Source organism: Brachyspira hampsonii 30446 (assembly GCF_000316195.1).
In the GTDB taxonomy this organism is placed as follows: Bacteria; Spirochaetota; Brachyspiria; order Brachyspirales; family Brachyspiraceae; genus Brachyspira; species Brachyspira hampsonii_C.
On sequence record NZ_JH994111.1, the window covers coordinates 972823 to 986459 of the forward strand.

The following is a 13637-nucleotide window of genomic DNA, read 5'->3' on the forward strand; positions in this document are numbered from 1 at the left end:
ATTTTTTCTATAGTATTTTATTATTTATATATTGATTATTATTTTTTATTATATAAAATTACTGATATAAAACAAATAACTATTAAATCAAGGAAATAAAAAATGAAAGATGTGAGAATAGAAAAATTAGCAAAAACTATAGTTAATTATTCATGCAAATTAAAAAAAGGTGAAAAAATACTTATAAAATCTTATGGAGAGGGTGAAGAAAGAAATTTAGTAAATGCTATTATCAAAGAAGTTTATAAAATAGGAGCAAGTCCTTTTGTTTGGAATCATGATCCTCATATACTTAGAGAGTTATTGAAGCAATGTAATGAAGAGCAGATGAAAACTTGGGCTAAATCTGATTTGATGCTTATGAAAGAGATGGATGCTTATGTTGGTATATGGGGCGGCTTGAATAGTGCAGAAAACTCTTCTGTAAAAATGGAAAATCATGCTATATATGAAAAGTTTTATCTTGATCCGGTACACATGAAAGAGAGAGTAAAAAATACTAAATGGGTTGTTATGAATTATCCTACATCAGCCATGGCTCAGCAGGCTTCTATGAGTACAGATGAATTTGAAGATTTTTATTTTAAGGTTTGCAATTTGGATTATTCTAAGATGTCTAAAGCTATGGATAATTTAGTAAAACTTATGAATAAAACTGACAAAGTGAGAATAGTTGGAAAAGATACCGATTTAACTTTCTCTATAAAAGATATACCTGCTATAAAATGTGCAGGTGAGCTTAATATACCTGACGGAGAAGTATTTACTGCCCCTGTAAAAAATTCTGTTAATGGTATTTTATCTTATAATACACCTTCTTTATACAGTGACGGATTTACTTATGAGAATATCAGATTTGAGTTTAAAAATGGAAAAATAATTAATGCTTCCTGCAATGATACAAATAGAATAAATAAGATATTGGATAGTGATGCAGGTGCCAGATATATAGGTGAGTTTGCCATAGGAGTTAATCCTTATATTACAGAGCCTATGAAAGATATATTATTTGATGAGAAAATTATGGGAAGTTTCCATTTTACACCGGGTGCTTGTTATGATGAAGCTCCTAATGGAAATAGTTCTAAAGTACATTGGGATTTAGTATGTATACAGACTAAAAAGTATGGCGGCGGCGAAATTTATTTTGATGATAAATTGATAAGAAAAGACGGATTATTTGTTATTGACAGTCTTAAATGTTTGAATCCTAATAATTTAAAATAATGCAAAAGGTTTATAAATGAGTGATAAGAAATTTGATATTAGATTTGCTGTTATTGAAGATGTTGGTGTAATATTAAAATTTATAAAAGAACTTGCCTGTTATGAAAAATTAGAGCATGAGGTTAGTGCGACTGAGGATATACTTAAAGAGTGGATATTTGAAAAAAAGAAATGCGAAGTTTTAATAGCCTTAGAAAATAATATTGAAATAGGATATGCATTATTTTTTCATAATTTTTCTACCTTTTTGGGAAAGGCTGGAATATATTTAGAAGATTTATATATTACACCTGATTATAGGGGATTGGGATATGGAAAAAGACTTTTAAAAGAGGTGGCAAAAATTGCAGTTGAAAGAGGATGCGAAAGACTTGATTGGCAGTGTTTGGATTGGAATAAATCTAGTATTGATTTTTATTTATCACTCAATACGATTGAGATGTCAGATTGGACTTCTTATAGGCTTAGTCATGAAGTTTTAAAAAGATTCGCTTATGAATAATTAAAGCAGCTTTATAAAATAGTGATAAAAATATTGTATTAGTCTTTTATTATATTTAAATATTAAGCAGTTTATAGTATCATTTAGAAAAAGTTAAATATGATTATTAATAATTAGATTTATGATACTTAAAAAATATTCAATATTCTATAAATTAGACTTGTTTCAAAACTACTTGGTAAAATTATATACGAAATTTTTATAATTTATAAATCATAAAATATTTTACAGGTTGTATAAATTATTATTTCAGTATATAAAGATGCAGTCCATCACCCGCCAATACCTGCTGACCCAAAGGCGGACTTCGTATGCAGCACTGCCAAGTAGATGCCTTTCCTACGGCAGCAAAAAAAAGTGGTAGTTGCCGAAGGCACGAATATGTGTTTCGCAATTAATAAATAAAATTAGTTTTTAAACAAGTCTATTATTAAATCTTGATATATATGTAAAAAGATAGTATAATTCAAAAAATTAACTTTATAAAAAGAGGTCAATAATGAAAAAAAGAGTATTGCTTAAGATATCAGGAGAAGCTTTACTTGGTCAAAAAGAATACGGTATAGATAATAATGTTGTTGATAGAATAGCATTAGAGATGAAAGAGGCTGGAAATGATACAGAAATAGCTGTGGTTGTAGGGGGCGGAAATATTTTCAGAGGTATGCAGTTATCTGATAAAACAGGTATGGTAAGGGCTACTGCTGATTCTATGGGTATGCTTGCTACTATTATGAATGCAATAGCACTAAAAGACAGATTTATGGCAGCAGGCACTCCTACTCAAATATTATCAGCTTTTAATATAGAAGGAATGATAGAAGGCTTTGAAAGAGACAAGGCTATTCGCATATTAGAGAGAGGCAATGTTTTAATCATAGCAGGCGGTACTTCTAATCCTTATTTTACAACTGACAGTACAGCTATACTTAGAGCTTTAGAGATAGGTGCTTCTATAGTATTAAAAGGTACTAATGTTGATGGAGTTTATGATAAGGACCCTAAAAAGAATGAAGATGCCAAAATGTACAATGATATAACTTTTAAAGAAGCCATTAATCAGAATTTAAGAGTTATGGATATGACAGCTTTTGCCATGGCTAATGATAATGATATGCCTATAAGAGTATTTAATATGAATAAAGCCGGTAATATCACAAAAGCTATTTCCGGTGAAAATATAGGAACTTATGTACATAATTAATAATATTTTTAGGAGGTTTATATATGTTTGATTTTGGTTATATTCCAATTATTCCTATGTTTGTCGGTATTGTAGTAATACTGATACTTTTATTTATTTTCTTACATTTTTTCCCTATGGGACTTTGGATTACGGCTTTGTTTTCTGGTGTAAGAATAAATATGATAACATTGATTACTATGCGTCTTAGAAGAGTTAATCCTTCGCTTATAGTATTAAATCAAATAAAGTTATGGAAGGCTGGTTTAAAGATAGGTACTAATGAACTTGAGGCACATTATTTGGCTGGTGGTAATCCTACTGCTGTTGCTGATGCTTTGATAGCTGCTGATAAGGCTTCTTTGGATTTGAACTTTGAGAGGGCTGCTGCTATAGATTTGGCTGGAAGGGATTTGGTTGATGCTATAAGAACTTCTGTTTCTCCTAGAGTTATTGCCACTCCTTTGATTGCTGCTGTTGCTAAAGATGGTATACAGGTTAAGGCTACTGCTAGAGTTACAGTTAGAACTAATATTAATCGTCTTGTTGGCGGAGCTGGAGAGGAGACTATTATTGCAAGAGTAGGAGAGGGTATAGTTACTACTATAGGTAGTTCTGCTTCTCATAAAGAAGTTTTAGAAAATCCTGATAGAATTTCTCAAGTTGTACTTGCTAAGGGGCTTGATTCAGGTACTGCTTTTGAGATACTTTCTATTGATATTGCTGATGTTGATGTTGGAAGTAATATTGGTGCTTTCTTACAGATTGACCAAGCTGAGGCAGATAAAAAGATAGCTCAGGCTAAAGCTGAAGAGAGAAGAGTTATGGCTATAGCCCGTGAACAGGAGATGCGTGCTCAGGTTGAAGAGATGAAAGCTAAAGTTGTAGAGGCTGAATCTCAGCTTCCTCTTGCTATTGCTGAGGCTCTTAAAAAAGGAAATATTGGGGTATTGGATTATTATAATATGAAAAATGTTATGGCTGATACAGAGATGAGGTATAGTATTTCTGGAATGGACTCAGCAAGTAAAAATAATAATTCTAATAACAGTATAAAACAGTAAATTGTGTTTATTTATAATTTTTATAGTCTGTATATATTATTTTGTATACAGACTATTTTTTATATTTAATATTGATTTTATTTAGTATTTATTTTAAGGATAATTTTATGACTATAGAAGAGTTTAATTCCAAATATTTAGTAAATAGAGATGGTACTAATTCTGAGAAATGGGAAACAGAAAAAGATATTAGATTTAAAACAGCAGGACTTCTTCCTATGTGGGTTGCTGATATGGAGTTTAAAGCTCCTGATGAAGTTATAGAAGCTATGAATAAAAGAGTATCTCATGGAGTTTTTGGCTATACTGTTTTATGGGATGGCTATTTTGAAGCATTTTTTGATTGGCAGAAAAAAAGATATAATATTGATTTAAAAAAAGAATGGATAAAATTTTCTACAGGGGTTGTAACTTCTATATATTGGCTTGTGAATGCTTTTACTCAAAAAGGAGATTCTATTATTATACTTACACCTGTTTATTATCCTTTTCATAATGCTGTTAAAGATAATGATAGAAATTTAATTGAATGCGGATTGAAAAATGATAATGGTGTTTTTACAATAGATTTTGAGAGATTAGAAAATGACATTGTAAAAAATAATGTTAAAATGATGATATTCTGCAATCCTCATAACCCTGTGGGAAGAGTGTGGACTGATGAAGAGATTGATAAAACTTTTGATATATGCAAAAAGCATAATGTTTATATAATTTCTGATGAAATTCATCAGGATATAAACTTAGGAATTCGTCCTTTTATCTCTGCACTTTCTATTAAAAATAAGGATAAATATATTGACAGGCTTATAGTATTAACTTCGGCATCAAAGACTTTTAATTTAGCATGTCTTTTAAATTCGCATATCATTATACCAGATGCCGATATGAGAAAAATTTATAAGCAGTATGTTAACACAATTAATAGAACAGAATTAAGTGTGTTAGGTATGACAGCAGCAGAAGCAGCATACAGATACGGAGAAGATTGGCTTGACGGACTTTTAAAAACTATAAAAAGAAATTATGAATACATTAGAGATGAATTAAAAGATAAAATTCCTGATATAATAGTTAGTCCTTTAGAAGGAACATATTTGCCTTTTATAGATTTAAGGAAAGTTGCAGATAAGGATAGAGTAAAAGAGCTAATACAAGATGATTGTAAAATAGCAGTTGATTTCGGAGAATGGTTTTCAAAGGATTATAAAGGCTTTATAAGATTGAATATAGCAACAGACTTTAGCTATATAAAACTTTTTATTGAGAGAATAGTTCATCAATTAAAAAATAAAAGTTATAAATAATTTGATAATTTATTTATTATAGTTTATAATGATATAATATTTGCAATATATTAAATAATTTTAATAATTATATTTTTTAGTAATTTTTACTAATATATATATTTTTTTACTTGACAAAAACTATTATTTAGTGTATTGTTAGAATATACAAACATGAATAAAGGAGTTATAATATGAGTTTAATTAATAGAAAACTTATTGATTTCAAAGTTGAAGCTTATCAAAATGGTGAATTCAAAACTGTTGAAACTAAAGATGTATTAGGTAAATGGAGTGTATTTTTCTTCTATCCAGCAGACTTTACATTTGTATGTCCTACAGAATTAGAAGATTTAAATAGCGTATATGATGAATTAAAGAAAATTAATTGTGAAGTTTATTCAGTATCAGCAGATACTCATTTCGTACATAAAGCTTGGGCAGATGCTACAAAAACTATAGCTAATCTTAAATACACTATGCTTGGAGACCCAACTGGAGTATTAGGAAGATTCTTTGAAGTATTTGTAGATGAAGTTGGACAAGATTTACGCGGAAGTTTCATTGTAAATCCAGAAGGTCAAATCAAAGCTTATGAAGTACATGATATGGGAATCGGAAGAGATGCTAATGAATTATTGCGCAAAGTACAAGCTGCTCAATATGTAGCTGAACATGGCGGCGAAGTTTGTCCTGCTAAATGGAAACCAGGTGCTAAAACTTTAAAACCAGGTATTGATTTAGTTGGTAAACTATAATTTTGTAATATAATAATATTAATTTAAATATAGTATAAAATTAAAGGGCATATAATTTATTTTATATGTCCTTTTTTATTTTTAAAATTTTATGCAAAATAAAAGACAGGAAATAATCATAAATCCTGTCTTCATATTATTATTTTTTATTAAAATTAATTACAAGCAGAATTTAAAGAGTCTATATCAAACACGCAGACAGATTCAATATCTGGAGTGATTTTTTTGCTCATACCAACTAAAACTTTACCAGGTCCGCATTCAAATACTTTTGTTATACCTTGTTTTTGCATATTAAGCATGCTTTCGTACCATCTAACAGTAGAGAACATTTGTTTGTATAGATTTTCTTTTATAGAATCAAATTCATGAACTTCGGCTGTAACATTAGATAAAACTTTATTATCGTTTTTATGAAACTCTATTTTTTCTAAAAACTCTTTTAAACTATCAGCCGCAGGTTTCATAAATGGAGAGTGAAAAGCTCCTGATACTTTTAGAGGCAATACTCTTTTAGCACCAGCCTCCTGAAGTTTAGGAGTAACAGCTTCTATTGCACTTAATAAACCAGATATAACTATTTGATCTTTTAAATTATAATTAGCAGCAACAACCTCTTTATTTTCAGGCATACATTTAGCAACATCATCATAACTTAATCCAAGCACAGCAGCCATTCCGTAAGGAGCATCAGCACCAGCTTTAGCCATTAGAAGACCTCTTGTTCTTGCTATTTTTACAGCATCTTCAAATGATATGTATCCTGCAGCAGAAAGAGCAGTAATCTCTCCTAGGCTATGACCTGCAAATAAGTTACCTTTAACTCCTTTTGCTTTTAATGCTTCATAAACTGCAATACCTACTGTAACCAAAGCAGGCTGAGTATTTTCTGTTTTTTTAAGATCATCTTCTGTTCCTTCAAAACATAATGCTTTTATATCTACATCATCTAATATATTTGCTGCCTTATCGAATATTGCTTTAGACTCAGCAACATTATCATACAAAGATTTACCCATACCAGCACATTGCGAACCTTGACCTGGAAATAAAAATGCTATATTTGACATATTATTTATTCTCCTTTTTTGTATATATTTTTTATTAATTTTTAATTATGTAAACCATACAAAACTATATTAACAAAAAAATTAACTTTTATCAAGTTCTTAATTTTATTTTGTATTCTCATATATAAGTTATAATATTTTTATATAAAGTTAAAACATTCTAATCTGTAAACAACAATTTATATTTGTATAATTGACATTTTATATCAAATTCTTTATCCTTAAAAGATTAAAAAAATTAAATTTGGGGTTATAAAATGAATCATATTAGTAATGAAAAGAAATCAAAATATATGATAATAGAAGGTGTAGTATCTGTTATCATCAATATATTATTATTTGCTTTCAAATATATAGTAGGACTTTTTACAGGTTCATTATCCATTATGGCGGACGCTTGGCATTCATTGAGCGACTGTATAAGCAGTGTTATAGTTATAATAGGAGGCATATTTTCTAAAAGACCTCCAGATAAGGAACACCCATTCGGACATGGAAGAATAGAGCTTATAACTAGTTTTATAGTTGGTATTATGCTTGTATTTATTGGTTATAGTTTTTTCTCTGAGGCTATAAAAAATATTATGAATAAAAAAACGGCTTCATTTACTACAATGGCAATAGTTGCTATGGTGGTTTCTATTTTGGTTAAAGAACTTTTAGCTCAGTATTCTTTATGGGGATATAGAAAGTCTGGTTCTAAATCATTATATGCGGACGCTTGGCATCATAGAAGCGATAGTGTTACTTCTATCATTATATTAGTAGGTATTTTGTTCGGAAAAAGTTTTTGGTGGATAGACGGAGTATTGAGTATATTAGTTTCTCTTGTAATATTTTATGCTGCTTTTGATGTTATTAAATCTAGTGTAAAACCTTTAATAGGAGAGTATCCTTCAGAAGAGATTATTAAAAGTATCAATGATATAGCTAAAGAGCTTAATATTAATGATAATGCTGCTAATTTACATCATTTTCATATACATACTTACGGAGATCATAGCGAAATAACTTTTCATATGCGTTTTCCTAAAGACATGACTGTTTTTGAAGCTCATAATAATGTAAGTACATTTGAAAATGAGATAAGAAAAAAATTAAATATAGAACCTACTATACATATAGAAGCTTATAAATAGAAATTATAATCTAATAATAAAAAATTGGGGCTGGCGGGCGGGGTGTATAGACTATTATTGATATTTTTGATTTTTATTTTATTATAAATACTATGATAGATAATGCTGTTTTAAATGATAAAAACTTAGAAGAATATTTTTTACTTACTGATGATTTAGAATTAATAAAGTACAATAAAAAAGATAATTCATATAAAGAGTTAAAAAAAATAGAAAATATAAATTCAAAAGAAGAAGTTACAGTTTTAAAATTAATGTATCTTATATATGTATAACTGAGGAGAAAGGATTAAACTCTGCTGTTGTAAATATAGAAACATTGGATATTATTAATTTACAAAGAGAGGATTACTGTTCTAAATATTCAAGCTATTCTAATGAATTTTGTATTATTAATGATGAAATACATCTTATCACTCAAACTAAATGGAATACTCTTAATATAATAAATTTAAAAACTAAAGAGATGATAACTGATATAAACAGAGATAAAAAAGAGTTTGGTATAGATTATTTTCACAGCAATTTATTAGTATCAAAAGATTATAAACATTTTCTTTCTAATGGCTGGGTATGGAATCCTGTTGACTGTATAAGATATTTTAATATTGAAGAGTTTCTAATGTTATATGAGAAATGCCAAACTGATGTTGTTAATGAATATATAAGCAGTTATAATTGGGATAGACCTTTAACTTTTATAGATAAAAAAAGATTTGTTTTGGCTTGTGATAATACTAATTTTAATGATGAAGATTTTATTTATAATCAATTAATGTTCTATAATATAGATGATATAAAAATAGATAATAGCTATAATAATGAGTATAGATATTTAGAAAGTTATAAATCTATTAATATTAATTTATTTAGTTTAGATGAAAATAATGAAGTGCATGGTAAGTTATATTTTTATAAGGATAATTTAATATCTTTGGATTTTAATAAAGATTGTATAAGTGTTAATAGCTATAATATAAAAAATAGTACTTTAAAAAATATCGCAGTTATAAATAATAATAATTGCTTTTTTAATGATATATTTGGTATTATATATTATATTGAAAATGATACCATAAAAGAAATGAATATATAGATTTATTATGTAAGTATTAATTTTGATATAATAAAAAATAAATTATTTAAATTTATCATTATTTTGTTATAATGAGTCTTTATAAAAATAATTTTTTTCGGGATATAGAATGGATAATTATTCATTCAAACAATATATTGTGGATGCATTTACTGATAAGGTTTTTAGAGGAAATCCAGCTGCTATTTGTTTATTAAATAAATGGCTTTCAGATGATATGATGCTTAATATTGCAAAAGAGAATAATCTTTCTGAGACTGCATTTGTATTAGAAAATAATAATTATTATGAACTTAGATGGTTTACTCCTGGAGGCGAAATAGATTTATGCGGACATGCTACTTTGGCGTCAGCATATATATTGATGAATATGCTTGATAATAAATTAAACAATATATCTTTCAAAACTAAAAGCGGAGTCTTAAATGTTATTAAAAATAATGATTTATATGAAATGGACTTTCCGGCTTATGAATTAACAAAAATAGATGTTACAGATGAAATGAAACATGCTATAGGATTTAAACCTTTAGAAGCATATATCGGCAGAGATTTGTTATGTGTGCTTGAAAATGAAAATCAAGTTTTTGAGGCAAATATTAATATCGAAAAGGTAAAAAATCTTCAGGGACTTTTATTACATATAACTTCTAAAGGTTCTGAATATGATTGTGTTACAAGAAGTTTTGCTCCTAAATTGAATGTTTATGAAGATCCTGTTTGCGGTTCAGGACATTGTCATGTTGTTCCTTTATGGGCATATAAGTTATGCAAAAAAGATATCTTGGCATTTCAAGCTTCTAAAAGAGGCGGTGTATTATATTGTAGTCTTAATGGAAATCGTGTCAAATTAGCAGGAAAAGCTGTATTATATTCCAGTGCTGAAATATATATACCTCAAATTTAAAAATATATTATTTAAATTTATCATTATTTTGTTATAATAAGTTGTATATAAAAAATAATTATTTGGTGTGTTAAAAATGATTCTCGATTTGAATAAAACATATATAAAAGTATTAAAAAAACAAAATATTTTGATACTGGGTGCCACTGTAAGAAGCGGAGTAAGTATAGCTAATATATTATATGATATTAATATCAATTTTGATGCTAATATTAAATATGCTTTAAGTGATAGTAAAACAGAAGAAGAACTCAAAGAGAGTATAGAAGAATTAAAAGATAAAAATGTTAAATTATTTTTTGGAAATCAGGAAATATCTATTTTAGACGGCATAACTCTTATAATAATTTCTCCTGGTATCCCGCATACTATACCTATAGTTAAAGAAGCTAAAAGAAGAAAAATAAAAATAATTGGTGAAATTGAGTTTGCATATAATTTTCTTCCTAATAGAAATTATATTGCAGTAACAGGCACAGACGGAAAAACTACTACTGTTACGCTTGTTCATAAAATAATAAGTTCATATAAAAAGGCAAGACTTGTAGGCAATGTCGGAAATACTTTTTCAAAAGAGATTGAAACTATAGAGCCTGATGAAGATATTGTACTAGAGCTTTCTAGTTTTCAATTAGAGACAGTGGAGAAATTTCATGCTCATATAGCTGCTGTACTAAACATTGCTGAAGATCATCTTGACAGATACAAAGATATAGATGATTATTTTAATACAAAAAAGAACATAGCTATTAATCAAAATAAAAATGATTTTCTTATACTAAATTATGATAATATTTATACTAATATTTGGTATAATGAACTTAATAATAACTGCAAAATGAAGCTTTTAACTTTTTCATTAAAAAGTAAATTTGCAGATATTTATTATAATGAAGAAGATGAGTATATATATTATGAGAATGAAAAATTATTTTCTATAGCAGATAGGAAATTAATAGGTAAACATAATATAGCAAATATATTGGCAGCGGTTTTAATATGTTTAAAAGATAAAATACCAGTAGATATAATAGAAAAAACTGTAAATAATTTCAAAGGCATAGAACATAGAGTTGAATTAGTTGCTGAGATAAATGGGGTAAAATATATAAATGATTCAAAAGCTACATCAATGAATTCCGTAATGAGTGCTTTAAAATCTTTTGATAAAGATATTATACTTATAATGGGCGGAAGAAATAAGAATATAGATTTTACTTCTTTAAATAATATCATAGAAAGCAGAGTAAAAAAATTAATACTTATAGGAGAGGCTGCTGATGCTCTTAATGAGATGATACATTTTGAGAATAAGATTATTATAAAAGATTTTACTGATGCTTTTTATTATGCCTCAGCAATATCAATAAGTGGAGATACTGTTTTACTTTCTCCAGGATGTGCAAGTTTTGATATGTTTAAAAATTATGAAGAGAGAGGAAAATATTTCAAGAGTTTAGTGTATAAACTCATAGAAATTTCAAAAGAATAATTAATACAATTATTTAATTTTTATATTTGAATATTTTTTAAAATTATTATAAAATTAATGCTTAATAATAAATAAAAATATTTAAGTAAAAATGAAATATGGCTAAAAGTATTATAAATATAGTTAACATATCTAAAAGATTTGTTCATAAAGTTCTGCTTGATAATGTCAATTTGCTTATAGAAGAGAAATCAAAGATAGGTATGATAGGACGAAACGGAGCAGGAAAAACTACCCTTTTGAAAATCCTTATGGGACTTGAAGAGGCTGATGACGGAGATATAATATTTTCTGATGATGTAAAAATAGGTTATCTTCGTCAGCAGGGTGATTTTGATGATAATGAGAAGGTAATAGATTATCTTACAAGAGTTACATCAAAAGAATCTTGGAAATGCTCTAAAATAGCCAGCAGATTTGGAATAGATCATATAAAAGTTAATAATAATTTGGGAAGTTTATCAAGCGGATATAGAATGCGTGTAAAACTTGCTGAGATGATGCTTTATGAACCTAATTTTTTAATACTCGATGAACCTTCAAACTTCTTGGATTTAAATACATTGATAGATTTGGAAAATTTTTTAACAGATTATAACGGAGGTTTTTTAATAGTTTCGCATGATAGAGAATTTCTTAAAACAACCTGTGAAAAAACTATAGAAATGGAAAACGGCAAAATAACTTATTTTCCCGGTAATATAGAAGACTATTTTGAATATAAAGAAGAAAAAGAGTATACAATAAAAAAGTATAATAAAAATGTTGAAGAGAGAAAAGCACATTTAGAAAGATTTGTTGAAAGATTCAGATATAAAGCTACGAAAGCAAAAGCTGTACAGTCTCGCATAAAGCAGATAGAAAAATTAAAAACTATAGAAATTACTCACCCTGCAAAAAATATTAGGATAAAACTTCCGGAAGTTCCAGAAAAAAAAGGTTTTGCTCTTATATCTGATGATTTGGCTGTAGGATACGGAGAGAAAATAGTTGCTGAAAGCGGAAGAATAGAAATACCTAGAGGAAGCAGAGTGGCTGTTCTAGGACAAAACGGAGAAGGTAAAACTACTTTTTTAAGAACTATAGCAGGCAGACTTGAGCCTTTATTTGGTACTTATAATTATTCTTATGGCATAAAGATATCATATTTCGGAGAGGATACATATAAAAATGTAACTTCAAATGATACAGTATTATCCTATCTAAAAAAGAATGCTAAACAAGGATTATTGACTCAGGAGCTTTTAACTCTTTTGGGAAGTTTTTTATTTTCTGGTGAAGATGTGAATAAAGATGTAAAGGTTTTAAGCGGAGGAGAGATGGCTAGGCTTTCACTTCTTGCTGCTATTACACAATGTGCTGATGTGCTTATATTGGATGAGCCCACTAACCATTTGGATTTTGAAACTGTTGAGGCACTTGCTTCTTCTTTAAGAGATTACGGCGGAACAATATTCTTCACTTCGCATGACAGAACTTTTGCTAGTTTGCTTGCTGATACTATTATAGAGGTAAAAAATAAAAAACTTTCTCTTTATTCAGGAGATTATGAGGCTTATGTATATAGAGTTCGTTTAGATGCTTTGGAAGAAGAAGAAAAAGAATTAGAGTATCAAAATAAAAGTAATGTTAAAGAAAATAGCGATGATAAAAATACTAATAATTATGAAGAGAGAAAAAAAATTAGAAACAGGCTTTCGAGATGTGAGTCTTTGCTTAAAAAACATGAAAACAAAATAGATGATTATAAAAAAGAAGAAGCTGAGATATTAAAGTTTTTTGAGACATCTGTAAATTATGATGACGAAAAAAGCAAAAGACTTTTGGAAGTAAAAAAGCTTATAGAAGAAACAGAAAATGAATGGCTTTTAATTAATGAAGAGATAGACAGTATAAAATCTATGTTATAAGTA

13 protein-coding genes are annotated in these 13637 nt (G+C 28.0%); 12 read left to right on the forward strand and 1 reads right to left on the reverse strand.

Annotation, left to right across the window (positions count from 1 at the left end; translation table 11 throughout):
• The first annotated feature begins 102 nt into the window (after positions 1 to 102).
• From A966_RS09150 to ahpC, 6 genes are all read left to right on the forward strand, one after another.
• Positions 103 to 1227 (forward strand): aminopeptidase, encoded by a 1125-nt coding sequence (locus A966_RS09150; RefSeq protein WP_008724828.1) that lies wholly within the window; start codon positions 103 to 105, stop codon positions 1225 to 1227.
• 16 nt (positions 1228 to 1243) lie between these two features.
• A complete protein-coding gene (locus A966_RS09155) occupies positions 1244 to 1729 on the forward strand; it encodes a GNAT family N-acetyltransferase (protein ID WP_008724829.1) in 486 nt (161 codons plus the stop codon).
• A gap of 499 nt (positions 1730 to 2228) precedes the next feature.
• On the forward strand, positions 2229 to 2933 hold the full coding sequence (gene pyrH, locus A966_RS09160) for a UMP kinase (protein ID WP_008724831.1): 705 nt from the start codon (positions 2229 to 2231) through the stop codon (positions 2931 to 2933).
• A 23-nt stretch (positions 2934 to 2956) separates the two neighbouring features.
• The gene (floA, locus tag A966_RS09165) at positions 2957 to 3976 is read left to right on the forward strand and encodes a flotillin-like protein FloA (RefSeq protein ID WP_008724833.1); all 1020 of its coding nucleotides are present in this window, start codon (positions 2957 to 2959) and stop codon (positions 3974 to 3976) included.
• 107 nt (positions 3977 to 4083) lie between these two features.
• On the forward strand, positions 4084 to 5283 hold the full coding sequence (locus tag A966_RS09170; RefSeq protein ID WP_008724836.1) for a MalY/PatB family protein: 1200 nt from the start codon (positions 4084 to 4086) through the stop codon (positions 5281 to 5283).
• A gap of 173 nt (positions 5284 to 5456) precedes the next feature.
• Positions 5457 to 6020: an alkyl hydroperoxide reductase subunit C gene (gene ahpC / locus A966_RS09175; RefSeq protein WP_008724839.1), complete on the forward strand. Its 564-nt coding sequence runs from the start codon at positions 5457 to 5459 to the stop codon at positions 6018 to 6020.
• A gap of 155 nt (positions 6021 to 6175) precedes the next feature.
• On the opposite strand, the gene fabD is transcribed toward ahpC, so the two are convergent.
• On the reverse strand, positions 6176 to 7090 hold the full coding sequence (gene fabD, locus A966_RS09180; RefSeq protein ID WP_008724841.1) for an ACP S-malonyltransferase: 915 nt from the start codon (positions 7088 to 7090) through the stop codon (positions 6176 to 6178).
• 257 nt (positions 7091 to 7347) lie between these two features.
• Here fabD and A966_RS09185 point away from each other — a divergent pair, with 257 nt between their 5' ends.
• From A966_RS09185 to A966_RS09205, 6 genes are all read left to right on the forward strand, one after another.
• A complete protein-coding gene (locus A966_RS09185) occupies positions 7348 to 8229 on the forward strand; it encodes a cation diffusion facilitator family transporter (RefSeq protein WP_008724843.1) in 882 nt (293 codons plus the stop codon).
• Positions 8230 to 8321: 92 nt separating this feature from the next.
• The gene (locus A966_RS13815; RefSeq protein ID WP_232817762.1) at positions 8322 to 8504 is read left to right on the forward strand and encodes a hypothetical protein; all 183 of its coding nucleotides are present in this window, start codon (positions 8322 to 8324) and stop codon (positions 8502 to 8504) included.
• A 44-nt stretch (positions 8505 to 8548) separates the two neighbouring features.
• On the forward strand, positions 8549 to 9325 hold the full coding sequence (locus A966_RS09190) for a hypothetical protein (RefSeq protein ID WP_232817763.1): 777 nt from the start codon (positions 8549 to 8551) through the stop codon (positions 9323 to 9325).
• 109 nt (positions 9326 to 9434) lie between these two features.
• A complete protein-coding gene (locus A966_RS09195) occupies positions 9435 to 10232 on the forward strand; it encodes a PhzF family phenazine biosynthesis protein (protein ID WP_008724844.1) in 798 nt (265 codons plus the stop codon).
• A 76-nt stretch (positions 10233 to 10308) separates the two neighbouring features.
• Positions 10309 to 11724 (forward strand): UDP-N-acetylmuramoyl-L-alanine--D-glutamate ligase, encoded by a 1416-nt coding sequence (murD, locus tag A966_RS09200; RefSeq protein ID WP_008724847.1) that lies wholly within the window; start codon positions 10309 to 10311, stop codon positions 11722 to 11724.
• Positions 11725 to 11822: 98 nt separating this feature from the next.
• Positions 11823 to 13634, forward strand: coding sequence for an ABC-F family ATP-binding cassette domain-containing protein (locus A966_RS09205; RefSeq protein WP_008724850.1), 1812 nt, complete (start codon positions 11823 to 11825; stop codon positions 13632 to 13634).
• Positions 13635 to 13637 lie beyond the last annotated feature (3 nt).

Bases quoted from the DNA above. Each gene is read 5' to 3' on its own strand.
- pyrH (WP_008724831.1), top strand. From the start codon at position 2,229: ATGAAAAAAAGAGTATTGCTTAAGATATCAGGAGAAGCTTTACTTGGT.
- murD (WP_008724847.1), top strand. From the start codon at position 10,309: ATGATTCTCGATTTGAATAAAACATATATAAAAGTATTAAAAAAACAA.
- A966_RS09170 (WP_008724836.1), top strand. From the start codon at position 4,084: ATGACTATAGAAGAGTTTAATTCCAAATATTTAGTAAATAGAGATGGT.
- floA (WP_008724833.1), top strand. From the start codon at position 2,957: ATGTTTGATTTTGGTTATATTCCAATTATTCCTATGTTTGTCGGTATT.
- fabD (WP_008724841.1), bottom strand. From the start codon at position 7,090: ATGTCAAATATAGCATTTTTATTTCCAGGTCAAGGTTCGCAATGTGCT.
- A966_RS09185 (WP_008724843.1), top strand. From the start codon at position 7,348: ATGAATCATATTAGTAATGAAAAGAAATCAAAATATATGATAATAGAA.
- A966_RS09155 (WP_008724829.1), top strand. From the start codon at position 1,244: ATGAGTGATAAGAAATTTGATATTAGATTTGCTGTTATTGAAGATGTT.
- ahpC (WP_008724839.1), top strand. From the start codon at position 5,457: ATGAGTTTAATTAATAGAAAACTTATTGATTTCAAAGTTGAAGCTTAT.
- A966_RS09205 (WP_008724850.1), top strand. From the start codon at position 11,823: ATGGCTAAAAGTATTATAAATATAGTTAACATATCTAAAAGATTTGTT.
- A966_RS09150 (WP_008724828.1), top strand. From the start codon at position 103: ATGAAAGATGTGAGAATAGAAAAATTAGCAAAAACTATAGTTAATTAT.
- A966_RS13815 (WP_232817762.1), top strand. From the start codon at position 8,322: ATGATAGATAATGCTGTTTTAAATGATAAAAACTTAGAAGAATATTTT.
- A966_RS09195 (WP_008724844.1), top strand. From the start codon at position 9,435: ATGGATAATTATTCATTCAAACAATATATTGTGGATGCATTTACTGAT.